The 17,168-nt window shown below is 58.7% G+C and carries 14 protein-coding genes and 3 pseudogenes; 7 read left to right on the top strand and 10 right to left on the bottom strand.

Going from position 1 to position 17,168, the window contains the following annotated elements; translation table 11 throughout:
* Positions 1–609: 609 nt before the first annotated feature.
* Positions 610–753: a DUF982 domain-containing protein gene (locus A9K65_RS36335; protein WP_245322239.1), complete on the top strand. Its 144-nt coding sequence runs from the start codon at positions 610–612 to the stop codon at positions 751–753.
* 414 nt (positions 754–1,167) lie between these two features.
* On the opposite strand, the pseudogene A9K65_RS32910 reads toward A9K65_RS36335, so the two are convergent.
* The 6 genes and pseudogenes from A9K65_RS32910 to A9K65_RS36585 all read right to left on the bottom strand — a co-directional run bounded on the left by A9K65_RS32910 (position 1,168) and on the right by A9K65_RS36585 (position 4,889).
* Positions 1,168–1,685 (bottom strand): annotated as a pseudogene (locus tag A9K65_RS32910) (Hsp20/alpha crystallin family protein).
* Between the two features lie 27 nt (positions 1,686–1,712).
* Positions 1,713–2,189: an Hsp20 family protein gene (locus A9K65_RS32905; RefSeq protein ID WP_064993502.1), complete on the bottom strand. Its 477-nt coding sequence runs from the start codon at positions 2,187–2,189 to the stop codon at positions 1,713–1,715.
* Positions 2,190–2,543: 354 nt separating this feature from the next.
* Positions 2,544–2,678, bottom strand: a pseudogene (locus A9K65_RS36330) (Crp/Fnr family transcriptional regulator); the annotation flags it as partial.
* 649 nt (positions 2,679–3,327) lie between these two features.
* The gene (locus A9K65_RS32900; RefSeq protein WP_064993509.1) at positions 3,328–3,636 is read right to left on the bottom strand and encodes a hypothetical protein; all 309 of its coding nucleotides are present in this window, start codon (positions 3,634–3,636) and stop codon (positions 3,328–3,330) included.
* A gap of 659 nt (positions 3,637–4,295) precedes the next feature.
* Positions 4,296–4,757 (bottom strand): SOS response-associated peptidase family protein, encoded by a 462-nt coding sequence (locus A9K65_RS32895; protein ID WP_084015728.1) that lies wholly within the window; start codon positions 4,755–4,757, stop codon positions 4,296–4,298.
* 9 nt (positions 4,758–4,766) lie between these two features.
* Positions 4,767–4,889 carry a hypothetical protein gene (locus A9K65_RS36585; RefSeq protein ID WP_280953821.1) on the bottom strand — a complete coding sequence of 41 codons (123 nt, stop codon included), beginning with the start codon at positions 4,887–4,889 and terminating at the stop codon, positions 4,767–4,769.
* Between the two features lie 410 nt (positions 4,890–5,299).
* Here A9K65_RS36585 and A9K65_RS32890 point away from each other — a divergent pair, with 410 nt between their 5' ends.
* From A9K65_RS32890 to A9K65_RS32870, 4 genes are all read left to right on the top strand, one after another.
* Complete coding sequence (locus A9K65_RS32890) at positions 5,300–6,250, top strand: hypothetical protein (protein ID WP_086081390.1); 951 nt, start codon at positions 5,300–5,302, stop codon at positions 6,248–6,250.
* A 1,428-nt stretch (positions 6,251–7,678) separates the two neighbouring features.
* A complete protein-coding gene (locus A9K65_RS32880; protein ID WP_064995502.1) occupies positions 7,679–8,974 on the top strand; it encodes an efflux RND transporter periplasmic adaptor subunit in 1,296 nt (431 codons plus the stop codon).
* Positions 8,974–9,696, top strand: coding sequence for an ABC transporter ATP-binding protein (locus A9K65_RS32875; RefSeq protein ID WP_064995503.1), 723 nt, complete (start codon positions 8,974–8,976; stop codon positions 9,694–9,696). Before A9K65_RS32880 ends, A9K65_RS32875 begins: the two co-directional genes overlap by 1 nt.
* Complete coding sequence (locus A9K65_RS32870; protein ID WP_064995504.1) at positions 9,696–10,934, top strand: ABC transporter permease; 1,239 nt, start codon at positions 9,696–9,698, stop codon at positions 10,932–10,934. The genes A9K65_RS32875 and A9K65_RS32870 overlap by 1 nt, the downstream gene beginning before the upstream one ends.
* 621 nt (positions 10,935–11,555) lie before the next feature.
* Here the strand turns inward: A9K65_RS32870 and A9K65_RS32865 are convergent.
* The 4 genes and pseudogenes from A9K65_RS32865 to A9K65_RS36325 all read right to left on the bottom strand — a co-directional run.
* Positions 11,556–11,785, bottom strand: a pseudogene (locus A9K65_RS32865) (hypothetical protein); the annotation flags it as partial.
* 232 nt (positions 11,786–12,017) lie between these two features.
* Positions 12,018–12,302 carry a DUF1330 domain-containing protein gene (locus tag A9K65_RS32855; protein ID WP_064995506.1) on the bottom strand — a complete coding sequence of 95 codons (285 nt, stop codon included), beginning with the start codon at positions 12,300–12,302 and terminating at the stop codon, positions 12,018–12,020.
* 356 nt (positions 12,303–12,658) lie between these two features.
* Positions 12,659–13,255, bottom strand: coding sequence for an ankyrin repeat domain-containing protein (locus A9K65_RS32850; RefSeq protein WP_245322238.1), 597 nt, complete (start codon positions 13,253–13,255; stop codon positions 12,659–12,661).
* Complete coding sequence (locus tag A9K65_RS36325) at positions 13,252–13,557, bottom strand: hypothetical protein (RefSeq protein WP_245322237.1); 306 nt, start codon at positions 13,555–13,557, stop codon at positions 13,252–13,254. Before A9K65_RS36325 ends, A9K65_RS32850 begins: the two co-directional genes overlap by 4 nt.
* 363 nt (positions 13,558–13,920) lie before the next feature.
* On the opposite strand from A9K65_RS36325, the gene A9K65_RS32845 reads away from it, so the two are divergent.
* Positions 13,921–14,127 carry a hypothetical protein gene (locus tag A9K65_RS32845; RefSeq protein ID WP_064994385.1) on the top strand — a complete coding sequence of 69 codons (207 nt, stop codon included), beginning with the start codon at positions 13,921–13,923 and terminating at the stop codon, positions 14,125–14,127.
* Between the two features lie 466 nt (positions 14,128–14,593).
* On the top strand, positions 14,594–15,949 hold the full coding sequence (locus A9K65_RS32840; protein WP_064994412.1) for an FAD-binding oxidoreductase: 1,356 nt from the start codon (positions 14,594–14,596) through the stop codon (positions 15,947–15,949).
* Positions 15,950–17,168: the final 1,219 nt, after the last annotated feature.

Genomic DNA, 17,168 nt, shown 5'->3' with positions numbered 1-17,168 from the left:
CTTCGACAGTTTCTGCGCTTGAAGATTGACGACGATCTTCCCCAGAAGCATCGGTCCTTGCTCGATGAATTTAAGCGCAGATACAACAAGGCATCGAATGGGACCTAGGTACGAACTGAAGAAGGACCCGAAGGGGTGGACAGTGGTCGACCGACAGACCGGCAAACCCGCTGAGCCCGAGGGACACCCAGCAGTCGGCCTGGAGATTACCTATGCCACCGACCTTTCGGTGCGGCTGAGCATCGCTCATTTGACGAGTAGGCGTTCCCCGCGTCGAAGCCATTGAAGAGGCCCATAAGGGAAACCTAAATTACCCTGTATGGCACAGCAGCGGTATGACCTAAGGCGAGAACCGGACGAGACCTGGACGGTGTTCGACGTGTTCACCGGGCAGCGGTTTCTCATGATGGTTGGCCAGCTACAGGCCTCGCCATGGAGTATGCCGACGATCTGGTCGACCTACTGAATGCCGAAGACCTGAAGCGCAGGGTCTCGACCGGGAGGTTCATCTAATGGCACTCCATTGGTTCAGCCCTGTGGTTCCCGTCAGGACCGAGAAGGTTGGCATCACGCTAGGCGTTTAACGTCGAGGCTGCCGCTGAGGAACTCATGAAGTGGCCCGAGAAGGGACCGAAATGGAACAAGGCTGTGCAGCTCTGCATCGACTGGTTCGAGCACCGAGCGTCACCCCAGGATGTCCAGAAGGCCTTTGAGGAGGCTGCTAAGGAGCAGGGGATGCTTCGGTCTTTGTAGGGGCTAGTCAAAAGTAAAGACCCGCTACCGGAGGGAACAGGCAGCGGGCCCCTTTGAGCGGCTACATCCCCTTAAGGAATCGACCGCTCTGCATGGTTAACTCACATCGCACATGATCGTTCCGATAGGTTCCTCGCTGCCCGCGCAGCCGCAGGAGCGGTGCTGGCATTCTGCCAGTATGAGCCACGGCCTCAGGTCAGACGCTGAACTCCAACGCGCCCAGATCGCGGCCTACAACGCAAACCACGTAGGCCCTTTCGCCCGGCATAGCCGAGCAACCAGCGAGAGAACACGATCGCGAGCCTGCGACGATAGTGGCGAAGTCCAGAGCCGGCCGATTTTTCTGCGAAGTGAAGTTCCTCTCCTGCCTGAAGAGGGATGCTGGAGGCGGCAAGACCGCCTCCAGCATCGTAGTCAATGCTTGCCGTTGATGGCGATGCGTTTCGCCTTCGCCTGCGCGCGCTCGGTCTTTGGCAGAGCGACGGTCAGCACGCCATTCTTGAAATCGGCGCTGACCTTGTCGTCCTCGACCTCGTGGCCGAGCGAAATGCGGCGCTCAAAGCGGCCGTAGAAGCGCTCCGAGAACTGACGGTTTTTGTCCTCCGTTTCGGAGCGTTTCTCACCCTTCAGCGTCAGCACTCCATCTTCGAGCAGGACCTCAACATCGTTCTCCTCGAGGCCTGGGACCTCGGCCGTGACACGTATTTCTTTCTCGCTGTCGGAGATTTCCACGTTGGGCCAGCCTCCCCCGCCGAAGGAGTGGAAGGCGTCGAGAGCCGGCAGGCGACTGTCGAAGCCGCGGAAAACGTCATCGAACAGCCGATTCACTCGCGGTGCAATGACAGGAACGGGTCACGATCGGCATCGCGCAAGACGCTCGGAAGCTGGTTGCCGTTGTTGCGGCTCCAAGGGATCAGATCACGTACGCTCATCGTATTCTCCTTTCATGTCTTCAGTTGTCAGGCAGCGTGTTGTTCGGCCTCGATTTTGCGCTGCGCGACCTTCGGCGTGGCTTTGACGCTACCGATTTCGATCCGGCGCGGCTTCATGCCTTCGGGAATTTCGCGCTTGAGATCGATCGTCAGCAGTCCGTTTTCCAGTCGTGCGTCAGTGACCTTCACGTGGTCGGCCAACTGGAAGCTGCGCTGAAAACTGCGCCCGGCAATGCCACGATGCAGGTATTCGCCGGTGTCCTCGCCAGACTTCTGGCCCGATACAACGAGCATGTTCTGCTCCTGCGTCATCGAAAGTTCGTCGGGGCTAAAGCCGGCCACCGCCATGGTTATGCGGTAGTTGTCCTCATCGGTCCTCGCGATGTCATAAGGAGGCCAGTTGTCGATGGTGGTCACTCGGCTCGCATTTTCGAGCAGGTCGAAGACACGATCGAAGCCGATGCTCGACCGATAGAATGGGGAAAAATCGAATGCTGTTCTCATAGCCATATCCTCCATTGAGCAACATGGGTACGCGGAGCGCCAAGAAGCGGCGCTCCCTGACCATACCGGCCCTGTTTAGCGGCCGGCTCCAACGATCTAGGAATCCCTTTTCGGAGCGTCAAGACCCATCCACGACGGGGTATCGGCCGAAGCTCACCGAGAATGTGTCACTGCTTCCCTGCCCGTATCGCGCGGTCGAAGATGCGCTTGCCTGTAACCACTTTCCATCAATCGGAGTACAACAATGTCCGCCACTGTCATAGTCGCCTGCAAGCTTCCGCATGGCCTTATTCTTCGCCTTCACGAGATGGTCGAAATGAACGAGCTCTTGGACGCCACGCATAACATGCAGCGCGACATCGCCGTCTCCAGATTCATTCTCAAATTGAGACCACATCGCTCAAGATGTGGTTGCAAAAGCGCTAGGTCATCGGGGTTGAGCCGACGCAGCAATTCGTTTTTATAGGAATCATTCACTGGATTGGTGATAGCTCAATGGGGCAAGAGCTTTACAATCTCCTTGCCGTCCGCGCCCGTAAAAACGTGCAGACGATTTAATGAGCCTACGCCCTATAGCGCGCGATTGACAGTGAAATGCGATTCGATGTACGGCGTCCCCTCAGCCGGCAAATTACAAAACATGGACGTTCAAAGTTAAAGGGTTGGAATCGTACAGAACTCTGCTTCGTACGAAACCGACAATTCTTGATCGCAGCCAACAGGCGGCATGATGTACACCTGGGAAGGAAGTCGAGTTCATCCGGTGGAACACAGCCGGGCCATTCGACCGCCGACGGCGGAATAATGCCCTCAGCCACAGGATCATTGCGCTACAAAACGAAGACCTAAAGCCCTCGGCGCAGTCGGTGACATATCCGATGAAACAGAATGAGCTTTGCAGGTCTCGGTCCGCATGGGTGAACAGCAGCACGATGAGCAAAACAACCACTGCAGATGCAAACCCGGTGACAAGAGCCATCCCAGCGAACGTCACCAGCGTCTGGAAGTTCCCGCGCGGATAAAATGGCCGGCGCGCCAGGTGGGAGCTGTTTGGACTGTGCGGCGCCGGCCAAGCGGACGATCAGGTCCGCCGCATTCGAAGACATGGGCCGATTCGGCGTTGTGCGTTATTGCGTGATCACGGAAGTACGGGCCTATGCGCTGCCCTCCGTCTCGCTTTCTCCTCATCGATCATCTGAACCGGCAGATAAGCGTTCGTTTCCAGCCACTCACGCAACACGATCTGAATGAGATCCGACCGGCCGATGTTCATCTCTGCGGCGATGGAGTTCAGCGCGTCCTCGATGGCTGGCTCTAGCTTGAGGCCGGCGACGTTCCGGAGCATCAATGCAGCGCGCCGAAGCATGATCTGAAGATGCGCTCGCGAAATGTCGGCGATGCTGTCGGCGGCGTTCTCGAGCTCTTTGGCGAAGGATGTTCGGGGCATGGCGCCCATCCTGAAGACAACAGCGGAAATACACAGCAATTCAAATTAAACTCTGCCAGTTCGAGACATAAGCGAGTAAAAAAGCGTATGCTCGCCCGGCGTGCTGCCATCCGCGGAAGCCGTCCTTGGCCTCTATGGCCCCTAACGGATCCACGAAGGCGAAGCTCTAGCTAAGGCGGTCATTGAGAAGTCGAGCGTCTGACGAAGCACATTCCGAACGTCGATTGCGGATGCATGTTTCTCAAGGCTGGGTAGCGCCTAGCGGCAGAGATCGATCACGCCGAACCCGAAGAACTGACAATGCCCGCGATGCGGATAGCGACGGCATCAAGTCCGCCGTCGTAAATTCTCGTCAGGACGTGTTCCGCAGCTTGAGCCCTTTGGGGAGTGCACCCGAGAAGGTCGCCACCGCCCTACCTTGCCGGCCTATTGGCGACGCAATCCCAAACTCCCCACGATCCGTCGCGTTCAACATGACAGTAGAATCTGTGCTGGTGATTTTCCATGCAACGTAAACCCCCAGCATGCCTTTTGGGGTCCATTCCATCCAGGAAGGTGGTTAATGGGCGCGCCGATCGCACTTTGCGGCATCCGAATGCGGGGATCCTGTTACACCCCCGGCGGGGCCGATCGGCAGTCTGGTCTACTCAATAGGCATTTCAGGGTGGCCGGCGCCTGTGGCGGGTGTGTTGGGACGTTAGGCGCCGGCCGGGCAGGCGGGGTGGGCCGCCGCAAGCAACGTGGCCTGGTAGATAGATATGCCAAGGATCCTTCTTGCCGTCGGCCGGCGAGATGGTCCATTCGTAGAAGCCATAGGCCGGGATCAGACAGCGCTTCGACTTGAACGCGTCCCGGAAGGCCGGGGCCGTATCGACGCCTTCGATCCTGGCGTTGAACATCGCCGCCTTGGGCATCTCTTTCGCCCAGAAAGGCACGAGCCACCAGCGACCTTCGCGGAGCTTGTGATTGCCTTCCTCGCCTGCGGTGACGAAAGGTACTTCCTCGGTCGGCGCGATGTCATAGCGAGGAGCGTCGTTGCGGCCGATCTCCGTCGGCGTCGTCAGACGGTATAGCCGGTGGATTTCGGACCAGGTCAGGTATCTGGTGTAGCGACCGCACATTCCTTGCCCCTAATTGCGCAGGATCTCGGGAACGGTGAGCGGACCGAGATCAAGGATGCGCCTATACTCACCGGTGCGGCGCCAAACGCCCCGTACATTGCCGTTTTCCCGATCACGCTTCGGGTCGAACATGACGCCCTCGAAATGATCTCGGGACGCTGCCGCCGCTGTAGCGTCGGCGAAGCAATAGAGCCGGTATTCTTTATACTTTCCATTCGGCCATATCCCAGCAAAAATCCTCACGAATTGCCCCGCGTCGACGCCAGGTTGCTAGCTATGAGTGAGTGGCTGCCCACAGTTGAGTTTGCTGCGCTGGTCGGCATTGGGCGACAAGTCGCTCACCGCGCTCTTCGTCAGCGTCGCTGGCGAAAGAATCCGCTCGAAGTGCGGAAGGACAATGGTCGGCGCGGCGGGAACGCCGGGGAGCAATATCAGGTGAATTCCGCGTCCCTGCCGCTCGAATACCAGCACTGCTTAAAGGTCTCTCAAACCCTCGTTGAAAACCACTCGAAACCAATCACCGGCAGGACGGCAGAGCACACATGGTGGCTCGATTACCTGAGGCCAGCGCTTCAGCATCCGGTCAAAAGACTGCCCGCACCGACGCCCTGGCCGAGCTAGCAGACAACCCAACGCGGAACTGGGAGGGCACGGCGGTCAGCTATTCCCTGCGGACGCTGCAGCGCCATGCCGCACGTTTTGACGAAGGCATGAAGGTCGGACGGCATGGTCGATCGGACAGGGGCAAGAAGCGTGTCGTCGTAAGCCGGAGGTGGGACAAGCTGGTCCCCTTCGACGCATCTACCAAGGCAAAGATCGCGGAGGACCTAAAGCAGGAAATCCGCGGCCTGCTCAAAGGAGGCATGTCGTGGGGCCACACCCTGCAAGAAGCCGAGAAGTTCCTGATCTACGCGACTCGGGCCTGGGGCCTCCGTCACGGCGATCCTGACGTGCTGGAGCGCGCTTGTTCTATCCCAACCGGCCTCGTCTCAGCGGAACTCCACTTCCGAAACGTCCACCGGTTTAAGCGCGACCATAAGGCTTATGATGATCGCCGGCTGCGCATCCGCCGCACCGTCGCCTGCATGCAGCCGATGGAGCTGGTGGTCGGCGATGTTCACCCTGTCGACATTCACCTCACTCGTCCTGACGGCACTGTCGCCACTGCTAGGCTGATCGGCTTCCTAGACTGGGCGACGCAGCGCCTCTGGATGGGGCTGATCTTTTTCGAAAAGCGCGGCGGCGTGCAAAACCGCGACGTGATCGAAGTCTTCGCGGCCATGATCGAAGCGTGGGGCATGCCGCAGTCGCTCTATATCGACAACGGCAAAGAATTCGCGGCACACGGACCCAAATCTCCTCGTACTGGTAAGCCTGCGATTCCGGGCATGTCCAATGACGGCCACCGACCGATATCGCACCCTGAACAACCGACCGCTCTTCAGTTCGCGCACATTCCTTTGAGCGCGCTCTTCTTGCCCTGCGCAGTGTGATTATAGGTGCGCACGAAGCCTTCTATGGCTGGCACCACGTCTTCGAACGCACCGAACGGAGCGACCGTCCTGCCGATCGCCTCCTGCTTCTTGCTCATTCGGTTGCCGCCGATGTGACCGAGCGCCGTGCTGAAATAGCGCGTCTCCAGGTCACCGATAAACGCTCAATCGGCTTTGCGGAGGCGCTGCTTCGCCGCCTTTCTGGACGATGCCATGCAGCTTACCGTGCCGGGCTTCCATGGTTCGCGCACCGCATTCCGGCGGGCCTTTTGCCGAGCGCTGCTAGTCTAGTTCTGTGCAGGAGCCGACTGCAAGTCCTTGGCGTTGATTGGGATAGGACTGGTCGGGCACCGGAGCTCGCCTCCATCCGCCTCACGATCAGAGCTCTGCGATCCCTGAAGAAGTGTCCGGACACTAAACAAACGAACGGGTCGGGTCGGGGCGTTGCCTCGACCCGTGTTTGAATTCATCCTGACGTGGACCAACCATGCATGTCTGAACTACTTTGTGCGCTCCAAGTTGGCGCCACCACCTTTGCACAGTCCCAACGTGCCCGGGGAGCCCTTCGGCAAATCATAGAACTTCCAAGAGTCGGCCGCAGTCTGAACCTGCGACTCGATCTGCCCATCTGGGTCGGAAAGGTCGAAGTCATTCAATCCACTAGCGGCACAAGCCGAGTTAGCGTGATCCAGAGCACCCGTTTGATTGGTGTTGTTTAGAGTGCCCGGAGGACCCTTCACCTCGCCAGCGAGCGCCGCACTTGCCGAGAGATCCAAAAGGCCGGCTGTACAAACAGTGATCACCAACATTCGCATCTTGTTCCTCCCTTTGACTCGACGTCGTTATTGACGCCATCGGCAGCCTATGCCGGCTGAGTCGGGGTGCCTAGTGGAATTTTGTCCCAATTGCGTCGTACCGCTTTCGGGGTAGTTTCACCCTCGTGGATTCACCATTGGGATGATACCTTAGACAGTAAAGGCCGGGGTGGACCGAAGGACAGTTTGGTGCATGAGAGCTCAACACGAGCGGCGCGACGTTAACCGCACGCACGTGCTTGTGACACCGTCGATGGGCGCTCGATGCGATCGATCGCGGCTGCTATTATTGTGGTTCCTTCTCAAACCAGACTTTCGCCGGGCGGGGTTGAATGCCGGAAGAGCGGATCGAGTCGCGGCCGAACTCGTCTACGTTGACGAGCAACAGGATCGATCTCGGCGACCCCGACTTCGTCGCCGAAAGCCGGCTGATGTGGGCGGTCTCTACGTGACTCCACCGGGGCGACAGTCATCTGGTTCGACGAGAAGCCCTCCAAGTGCCTAAGCTTGCGTAGAGCTACCTCGAGAGTCGCGCAGATGCTACCCTCGGATAAGCGGTCAACTCCGTGACAGGGTGCAAAAAGATGATTTTCGCGTTTCGGGAGGGCCCGGTGTGACCACAAGCCGACAAGCCGGTTATGACGAGAAGAGGATTTTTCCAAAGCGTTCGCAGTTCCTAATTGTGGTCGCGACCGCGCTTATTCTTGCCGGAGGGCTTGTTGTTCTGAGCCGGACCTATGTCGGTGCCAGCACGCCGGGTAACAGCCCTTATCTTTTCGCCAGTGTTCAGCGAGGCGACCTTGAGGTCTCCACAATTGCCACAGGACGGATCGACGCCATCGACGCGGTAGAAGTCAGTTCACAGTTGTCTGGCCAAGTAGTTAAACTTTACGCGACCTTCAATGACAAGGTGGCGGCGAACGCACCACTGGCGCAGCTCGATGACAAACTTCTGCAGGCAGCGGTCGCTCAAGCTAAAGCTCAATTGGCTCACGCCGAGGCGTCACACGAGTCGGCGCTCGCCACGCTAGCGGGCGCTAACGCGCGCTACGAGGAGGCCTTCCAGGGTCATCAACGCAAGCAAACTCTTGCGGAACAAGGAAACATATCTACCCAAGAGATTGACCAAGCGCGGGCCAAGCTGTTGACAGCGAAAAGCGAGCTGGACGCGGCACGCGCCAATATTACGGTCGAAAAAGCAACGATTGACATAGCCGGGGCGGCACTGCGCACGGCGGAGATAAACCTCGAGCACACTGTCATCCGCTCGCCGATCGCCGGCATCATCATCGGGCGCAGCGTAGAACTTGGGCAGACCGTCGCCGTCAGCATGCAAGCGCCGACGCTGTTTACCATTGCTCACGATCTCAGTGAGATGCGAGTCCACGCGCATGTCGACGAAGCGGATATTGGGCAGATCCAGATAGGGCAGAAGGCCCGGTTCTCGGTCGACGCTTATCCCGATCGCTCGTTTGCCGGGCATGTAGTCGAGATTCATAGCGCGCCGGAAACAGTCCAGAACGTCGTCACATACAGCGTCGTCATAACGGCTCCGAATTCTGATCTCGCCCTTTTGCCCGGAATGACCGCTGTTGTGCGAGTCTCAACCATCGAACGGTCTGGCGTACTTCTAGTGCCGAATACCGCCCTTCGCTTCGAACCCGAGAGCGAGCCTGTGAAAGCGTCAAATCGGGATGAACCTGTTATCGCATCGGCAGGACGGCCCGCCCATGTCTGGGTGCGCGGCGAATCCTTGGATCTGCAACGGGCAGCGATCGGAATCGGAGCGAGCGATGGCGATATAGCCGAAGTGGTTTCCGGGCCGCTTTCCGAGGGTCAAGAGGTTGCAATCAGAAGTCAGCCCATTCCCGATGGAAGAACGCTGTTTGGACTACGGCTGGGCTTTTGATGGCACCCCTAATCGAAATAGCAGGCATTGGGCGCGTCTATGGCGCCACGAACGCCCCTGTACGAGCTCTCAACCATGTCGATCTAACCATCGAACAAGGCGAGTTCGTCGCCATCATGGGGCCATCGGGCTCAGGCAAATCAACTTTGATGAATATTCTGGGCCTTCTCGATCGGCCGACGGGCGGACGCTATTGGTTTGACGGCGAAGACGTTGCCACTTTTGGTCATGACAGATTGGCGGCACACCGCAACCGGCATTTCGGTTTCGTCTTTCAGGGTTTCAATCTGTTGCCCCGAGCCACCGCGGCGGAGAATGTCGCGATTCCTCTCATCTACCGCGGGCTGAGCCGGGCAGAGCGTCACCCTATAGCAGTAGCGGCACTAGCGTCAGTCGGCCTCGCGCACCGGCTCCGTCACAGGCCGCAGCAACTGTCAGGAGGAGAGCAGCAACGGGTGGCAATTGCACGCGCTCTAGTCGGTGATCCACTCATACTGCTCGCTGACGAGCCAACCGGCGCACTTGACACCGAGACAGGCAAGGAGATCCTCAAGCTGTTCAAGCTCATACATGGAAGCGGGAGAACCATTGTCCTCATCACACATGACCTCTCCGTTGCCCAACACGCCAACCGAATTGTTTCCATGCGCGATGGGCGGGTCGTCAGCCACAATATGATCGGCGAAGCCCGATCAGCCCTCGTCAGCAGAATGCCTGGGTGATGCCGTTGAGCGAGAGCCTTTTAATCGCGCTGGGTGCGTTGAGGGCGCACCCGATGCGCAGCCTTCTTACAATGCTGGGCATCGTCATTGGCGTCTCCGCGGTTATAGCAATGGTCGCCGTTGGCGCCGGTGCCCAATTGCGTGTTGAAGAACAAATTCGCACGTTTGGCGCCAATCTGTTGATGGTGCTCCCAGGGGCTGCTCAGGAGGGGGGCGCCCGCCTTGCTGGCGGCACTCGCCATACGTTGACCGAAGACGATTCGGTTGCGATCGGCGCTCAAGTTCCTGGAGTTGTCTCAGTCGCCCCCTCCGTCCGCGGCACTCTGCAAGTGGTACACGGAAACCGCAACTGGAACACAGTCGTCGTCGGAACCCTGCCGGCCTATTTGACAGCCCGAGAATGGCAGGCCGAGGAGGGCCGCATGTTTACTGACATGGAAATCCAGAGCGCCGCGAAAGTTGCTACACTGGGCGCCACCGTCGCCGGAGCTTTATTCGCGGATGCCGATGCACGAGACGATATCATCCGCATAGGTGACGTGCCCTTCCGTGTTGTTGGCGTGCTCGCCGCCAAAGGGGGGCCCTTCGGCGCCGGAAACGATCAGGACGATGTGATCTTCGTGCCGATATCGACTGCCAAGCTGCGGTTGCTCGGCGGAGCGAGCCAAGTCAATCGTGGTTCCTTGAACTCCATCCTGGTGAAGGTGGCCAATGCTGACGTGATGCTGACTACAAAGGCCGAGATCGCGGGACTTCTTAGGGACCGTCATCACCTCTCTGTAGACGCACCCGACGATTTCCGGGTGTGGGATCCAGCTGCGGCCATGGCAGCCCAGCACGAGGCAACAAGGACACTGAGTTTTCTGCTGGCGGCCATCGCATCAGTGTCCCTGTTGGTCGGCGGGATTAGCATCATGAACATTATGCTCGTTTCGGTCACCGAGCGTACACGCGAAATCGGGCTGCGCCTTGCGCTCGGAGCGCGTCGGCGCGATATCCGGCGGCAATTTCTGGCCGAAGCCCTCGTATTAAGTCTAGGGGGAGGCGTCCTTGGCACGGTGCTTGGTATCGTGGCCGCCGCGATGCTTTTCTCGCTGGCTAGCTGGGAAGTCTTTATTGGGCCGGAGGCGGTCATCGCCGCCGTGCTTTTCGCTGCACTTGTTGGGACTTTTTTCGGTTACTACCCCGCCGTGAAGGCTTCTCGTCTCGATCCGATTGAAGCGCTTCGGATCGAGTAGTCGAGGCACTTCGGTGGCTGCTGGTCGTGTCGGGCCCAAGTACTTGCCCCCGCGACATGCCTTCGCCGCACTGCGCAAGACCTCACGCATCTGCGCCATCAGCTTGTACGAACGCCTACGGCCCTCACCGCCCTAGTCCTAGCCAAGACGATGAGGGCTGTCGCATCCTGACGGCTGATCGAAGCAGCACCGACAATCAAAATAAACCGGCGCCGAAACGCCGACTTCCCCTTTTCGCGTCTCGGCATTCCAGCAGCTCGCGGGAACGGCAATTCGGAATTCCCGCCGGGTCGGGGTCAGGACAAGAGCTGTCCAAAATCTTGCTTAAAACGGATCGGGAACTCCACGCTGCTCGTGGGGAACCCAAGGATGTAGCCTAGTCGGGATTGGGTAGTGGGTCAGTCGTCTAATCGCGGACCGAAATGCAAGCCCAAATTTGTATTGAGGCGTCGTTTGCCGGGAGCACGGACGTCTTCGCGGTCAACATGAAGCCGCCGCATGATGGGCTTCGCGAGGGATGGAGCCTTCCAAGGTTTGAAACGCAATCGCGAGCGTTGTGACGCCAACGATGCAACTGACACAGCGGAATGGCTCCGCCCACGTCCTGGCAGGGACGTCTCGTTACGCCTCGGGTAGGCGCATTCGAACTTCCTTATGGTCAGGCCACTTAGCTTCTTCCCGGTTGAACAACTTACCGGATTCTAGCATCGCATGCATGATGACAGCGAGCTTGCGGGCGACAGCGACAGTTGCCCCCTTGAAGCCGCTCTTCTCACGCAGCTTTAGCCCCATGTGCGCAGACTACTGTCCGCCCGGCTGCGCGTCAGGATCACGAGTGGGGCCTCATAGAGAGATACATCATCAATCGCGGGGCGTGATCGCGACGGGTTTCTTCTTTCTGTGCATAGAGCGCGAACGTTCCGACGTCGGCGCCGATCTGATCGACAACATGCCGACGACCGAGCTCAAGTGCAAGGCGACCAATGTCGCATTCGGGTTCTCGCTCCGTTCGCTCTTAGCGGACGATTTTGCGCAGTTCTTGTTCCGACCCCGACCCCGCCGCACCTACGATCTCGCTCGCGGCTATTTGCCTTCGACGATGACTGAATCGTAATCTGGGGCCGAAGTGCCGCGCGTATGCCGCAAAGCTAAGTAACCCGCTGCCGCCGCGCGAGCCGCTTCGATGCTATCGAACTCAATGACCACGATGCGGTTATGGAACGTGCCTTCGATAGCTTCAGTCCGGCCGCCGTTCACCAGCAATGTGCCGCCGGTCTCCTTTCTAACTTTCACTGCCGCGTTTTTATATTCTTCGAAACCGTCTTGATCGGTGACGTTGATACTCGCGACGATATACGCCTTGGGCATTGGTGCGAATTCCTCTCTGGAAATTACCCGTGATTGCGGGCGAACGCGGCCCTTACGTGAAGGCCGCAGCGTCACCGAGCCGCACATCCCTGATCCAAGTTTGAGCACGCATCGAAGCATCTCCAATCAGAAACCGCCCGATAATGGCATGCGGTAGTTGAGCTTCGACAATCCAAATGTCTCGAAATTTAGCAGTTACTAAATAGATGCTAACGAGGTGCGCCAGGCTGCTCCAGGTTATCTTTCAGCAAATGCTAACGGAACTGAAACGACCATGCGAATCCGTGGGGTCCGATGCGCTTCGACGGGCTTCTCCGGTGCGGTTTTACAAAGGGATCTGACCGGGATGACGGGATTCAGGGCCGCGGGATCGGCTTATCACTGAGTGTGCGCAAGTACGCGATCACGTTGACCCGTTCGGTCTCGTCCGGGACACCGGGCGTCTCCATCTTGACGCCCGGCGTTGTGAGCATGGGCCCGAAGAGATATGTGTTCAGGTCCTCATACGTCCATACACCCTCCCAGCCCAGCAATGTGTCGGAGTAACGCATACTTGCCATGGATGCCTTGTCGCGGCCGACGACGCCCCACAAGTTGGGCCCCGTCTTGGTCTCTCCCTGTGGCTCGGCATTGTGGCAACCGTGACACACATGGGTGAAGTAGGTTCGGCCTTTCTCGACATCCGCATTTGACAATTTCATCGAGATAGGGGCTGGCGTTGGCAAGACGACGCCGTGCGACAAGAGATATGCGGCAACTTCATGTTGCCCCTTGAATTTTGCCATGTGGAGCGGTGTCTTGCCGTCCTTTGTCTTCGCATTCACATCGGCGCCGGCCTCGACCAGTGCCTTCACGCAATCGAGACAGCCGGATCTGACGGCGATGTGAAGGGCGGATTCACCGCCGCGCTGCGCATTTGGATTTGCGCCCCCCTGCAGCAACAGATTGATCAAGTCGACCCTGCGTTTTGCCAAAGCCGGCATGAGGGGAGGTCCCAAAAGCGGCGTCGGGGCGGCATTGACGTCGGCACCGCGTTCGATGAGCAGTTTTGCCGCCGCAAAATGGGACCGCCCTTGACCGCAAGATAGAGTGGTGTCGTGCGCCCGTCGCTCTGATCGACGGCGGCACCAGCGTCGAGCGCTGCTGTGATCGCCGCGACATCGCCCTTCGTGGCGGCGTCGTGGATGGCGGAGGCATGCGATACAGTTGGAAAGTGTAAAAGCACCACCAGGATGAAAAGCAAAATATCGCGCATTCGGCACCCCTGTGTCAAACCGGAGGACGTGTAACGCTGCGAGAACGGGGTAGTGCGAATCCTTAATCGCGGCAAGGTATTTCAGCAACTGCTAACGGAACCCAAATGACTGTGCGATATTGAATCAAATTCGAGTTGCGTGGGCTGCCATGCGCATGCGTGCCGGCAGGGATCGGTTCTCGTTCATTCAGCCCTTGACGCCGGTCGTGCTGCCGCTTTGTGATCGCCTTACGAAGTTCCCGAAATCGGACAGGCCGGCGTCGTTCAGAACGATCTCGCCGTCGGTGATGGCGCTTTCGACGTCGAGCTCGCGCGCAGCCTTGGCGAGATCGCGGCACTTCGACGTCCAGTCGAGCCTAGGCGATGATCGCCAAGTCGGAGCAGATCAGCCAGCAGGAGGACCACTGGTGGTCCGATCAGTTGAACAATGTGGATTGGGCCGATGGTTATTCAGGCGCATCGTGGCCACTGAAATCCGCCAATCCGACCGGCAGCACGCTTTGCGATGCTGGCCTACGGGCCATGATCGCCGATGTGCCCAGCGACAACAAGAAGATCACCAAGAGCTGATCCAGGTCGTGTGCTGCTGTCGGGGACGATCCGCCGCAATTCGACCAGAGGCGTGTTGCCTTTCGAGAATATGATGTTGGCGGTCCATAATCGGTTTTACCTCGCAGGCGGTCCTTTCACAACGTCCCCCGGAAGGACCGCCTTAGGGCGCGAGGTCAAGCGCGGGAACCACCCGGGTGTAGGGGAGTCCGGCGTCACGTTCAGCCGCTTCACCTCCGCGTCGGAGGCTGCGTCGAACAGGCACATACGCGGCGGCCCATCCTCGGGTGCGAAGGTCGAGCGGATATAGCGGATGGAATGAGCGGCCTGCTCGAAGGGCTTCCAATTTAGGTCACAGTTGCATCGGGCCCCTGCTGAGATCATGATCTGTTTGGTCGGCGCTCAACCGTGCGGAGGGCACGCTTTGTTCCCCGGCGTCACCGTGGCCTCCGTAGGAAAGCGGTCGCCCGACAAGAGGGGAAGCGTCATGGAAGTCCCAACACAACTTGCGCGCAGTTTTCTCGGATCAGTTCTCCAGCCGGGTACGCCCACCTTCGATGAGGTCAGGAGGATCCACAACGGCCTGGTGGACCGCCGCCCCGCAGTCATCGCCCGTTGCAGGGGTATCGCCGACATCGTTGACGTCGTCCGGCACGCCCAAGCGACCGGTTTGGAAATCTGCGTACGCGGCGGCGGCCACAACGTCGCGGGTCGTGCTGTGGTCGACGATGGCCTCATGATCGACCTCTCCTTGATGAAAGGCGTGCACGTGAATGCTGCCGCCCGGACCGCCGTCGTCGAGGGCGGAGTAACCTGGAAAGAGTTCAATAGAGAGACCCAACTCCATGGTCTGGCGACCACTGGAGGTGTGATCGGAAGTACGGGGGTTGCCGGGCTTACCCTCGGCGGCGGCCTTGGATGGCTTATGCCAAAATACGGAATGGCGCTCGACAATCTGATTTCTGTCGATCTGGTGCTCGCCGATTGTTCCGTGGTGAAGGCGAGCGCAGACGCAAATCCCGATCTCTTCTGGGCGGTACGTGGCGGCGGTGGTAACTTCGGTGTTGCCGCTTCCTTCGAGTTCCGCCTGCATTCCGTGGGACCAGTCGTGTACGGGGGAATCGTTGCATTTCCGTTCAAAGAAGCGAGGCAAGTCCTTCGCGGGTTCCGCGACCTCGCTCATAATGCTTCGGACGACCTCATGCTGGTCGCTGGCTTAACGACTGCGCCAGACGGGTCGGGCACCCCGATCGCTGCAATCGTTTCCTGCCATATCGGGTCCGCAGAAGATGCTGAGGCCATTGGGCGCCGGATTCGGAGCCTTGGAACCGTTGCGGTGGACGCGCTTGGGCCGATACCTTATGTCGAACTCAATGGAATGCTGGACGCGGGCTTTCCTTCCGGAGCATTCAACTATTGGAAATCCACTTTTCTTCCGCACCTTGAGGACGACGCGATTGAGGCTTTGGTAACCGCATATGAGTGCTGCCCAGTTCCAACAAGTTCGATTTTGCTGGAAGGTTTCCACGGCTTGGCGGCGCGCATTCCAGTAGATGCTACCGCCTTCGCGCTCCGGGACACCGGCTTTAACGCACTCGTGCTTGGCCAATGGATGGACAAGGCCGATGGGGATCGCACCACCGCTTGGGGACGCGCTAGCTTCGATGCCGTGCAGCCATTTGCTGGCAAGCGCCGCTATGCCAACTACTTAGGCGCAGACGAGGAGGCCGGCGCGGCAGCGTTGGCTGTCTATGGGCAAAATCTCGCAAAGCTCCGGCAGTTGAAAACGCGTTATGACCCCAAAAACATTTTCCATCATAACGTGAATATCCCTCCAGCTTAGCCGGGGGCGACGCTCCATAATGCCGGCGCTATATCGGCCGCATGGGCCACCAGCAGTCCGCCGCGTGCCCCCACGCGACGGACCTCGATGGGAGCGGCTACATCCCTAAGGAATCGACCGCTTGTAGATATATTGTTTACTGCCGGGATCGCGCTAGCCTATGGCGTGATCGCAGAAGTCCGAAGGTGCGGATCGGGAGATCACGCGCTTCGCCCCCCGCAAGAGGCTACAGCGAGGCGGCATGGGCCTAGATCAGCCGCCGACCAGAGCGGATGGCTGGGGGGACCTGGGGGGAGGTCTCTACCGGTAGAGCGACGGCAAGATCTATGAATTCCATTTTAATGATTGGCTGATCGTCTGAACCATGGTCACCTTTTACCCACTCAAACATTTAGCCCTAGAAACGAGACGCCGCGACAGAGATGCACCTCCTACTGCGTCAGCGCCGTTGTCGCGGGGCGCTTATTGAGGTTGTACTTGCCGGCGACCCGATCTATGGTCGCATTCAACGTGCCCGGGCGACTACACGCGCAACGGCCTTGATGGACGGCCAAAAAGGCCAGCCTGTCCGCCTTCGGCGAGTTGCGAAAGACGATCAGCCGCCGGCAGCACAACCTCTATTCGTCGCCTCCTATGAACAGCCGAATCCTATTCTCAGGAGATCAATCGAGAGCAGCACGCGCCCTACTCAACTTGTCGCAGGCGCCTTGTCGCAAAGGCCAATCTTAGCGAAATGACGATCAGCGATTTTGAGAACGGCTATTAGAGAACCGCGTGCCCACAACATAGCGGCCATCGCCATGCGTTTGAGGACGCCGGAATTATCTTCACCTTGGAAGGACACCATCGCTAGCCCGCCCTGAAAGTGATAGCGGTCTCGCCATCGACAATATAATGTGGCGCCGCCGGCAGCCGCCGCCACAGACGTGTGCTCGCTACAGTGACGCAGCAGCTCACGATAAGGCTGGATCCCGCGAGCATACTGGCATCATGTCCTTTTGTAAGGAATAGGCCGGATGCCTTTTGGGCTGGAAAAAATTCATTTGAATGCTCTACGCTTGTGGTTTTGGAACCCGACGCCGAGCACCCCAGCGAAAATGTGGTCATCGGTCATCTCGGAGACTGGCCAATATTTGCAACGGTCGCAGACTGCGGTGGCAATCGCTATCACTATCTTGGACTTCTACCGCGGCTTGCCGATGGGCGTTATGATCTCGAA

It is taken from the genome of Mesorhizobium sp. WSM1497, from assembly GCF_001672455.2.
In the GTDB taxonomy this organism is placed as follows: Bacteria; Pseudomonadota; Alphaproteobacteria; order Rhizobiales; family Rhizobiaceae; genus Mesorhizobium; species Mesorhizobium ciceri.
This window is presented reverse-complemented; position numbering and strand designations above follow the sequence as displayed.

Bases quoted from the DNA above. Each gene is read 5' to 3' on its own strand.
- A9K65_RS36335 (WP_245322239.1), top strand. From the start codon at position 610: ATGAAGTGGCCCGAGAAGGGACCGAAATGGAACAAGGCTGTGCAGCTC.
- A9K65_RS32905 (WP_064993502.1), bottom strand. From the start codon at position 2,189: ATGAGAACAGCATTCGATTTTTCCCCATTCTATCGGTCGAGCATCGGC.
- A9K65_RS32900 (WP_064993509.1), bottom strand. From the start codon at position 3,636: ATGCCCCGAACATCCTTCGCCAAAGAGCTCGAGAACGCCGCCGACAGC.
- A9K65_RS32895 (WP_084015728.1), bottom strand. From the start codon at position 4,757: ATGTGCGGTCGCTACACCAGATACCTGACCTGGTCCGAAATCCACCGG.
- A9K65_RS36585 (WP_280953821.1), bottom strand. From the start codon at position 4,889: ATGTTCGACCCGAAGCGTGATCGGGAAAACGGCAATGTACGGGGCGTT.
- A9K65_RS32890 (WP_086081390.1), top strand. From the start codon at position 5,300: ATGGTGGCTCGATTACCTGAGGCCAGCGCTTCAGCATCCGGTCAAAAG.
- A9K65_RS32875 (WP_064995503.1), top strand. From the start codon at position 8,974: ATGGCACCCCTAATCGAAATAGCAGGCATTGGGCGCGTCTATGGCGCC.
- A9K65_RS32870 (WP_064995504.1), top strand. From the start codon at position 9,696: ATGCCGTTGAGCGAGAGCCTTTTAATCGCGCTGGGTGCGTTGAGGGCG.
- A9K65_RS32855 (WP_064995506.1), bottom strand. From the start codon at position 12,302: ATGCCCAAGGCGTATATCGTCGCGAGTATCAACGTCACCGATCAAGAC.
- A9K65_RS36325 (WP_245322237.1), bottom strand. From the start codon at position 13,557: ATGCGCGATATTTTGCTTTTCATCCTGGTGGTGCTTTTACACTTTCCA.
- A9K65_RS32845 (WP_064994385.1), top strand. From the start codon at position 13,921: ATGATCGCCAAGTCGGAGCAGATCAGCCAGCAGGAGGACCACTGGTGG.
- A9K65_RS32840 (WP_064994412.1), top strand. From the start codon at position 14,594: ATGGAAGTCCCAACACAACTTGCGCGCAGTTTTCTCGGATCAGTTCTC.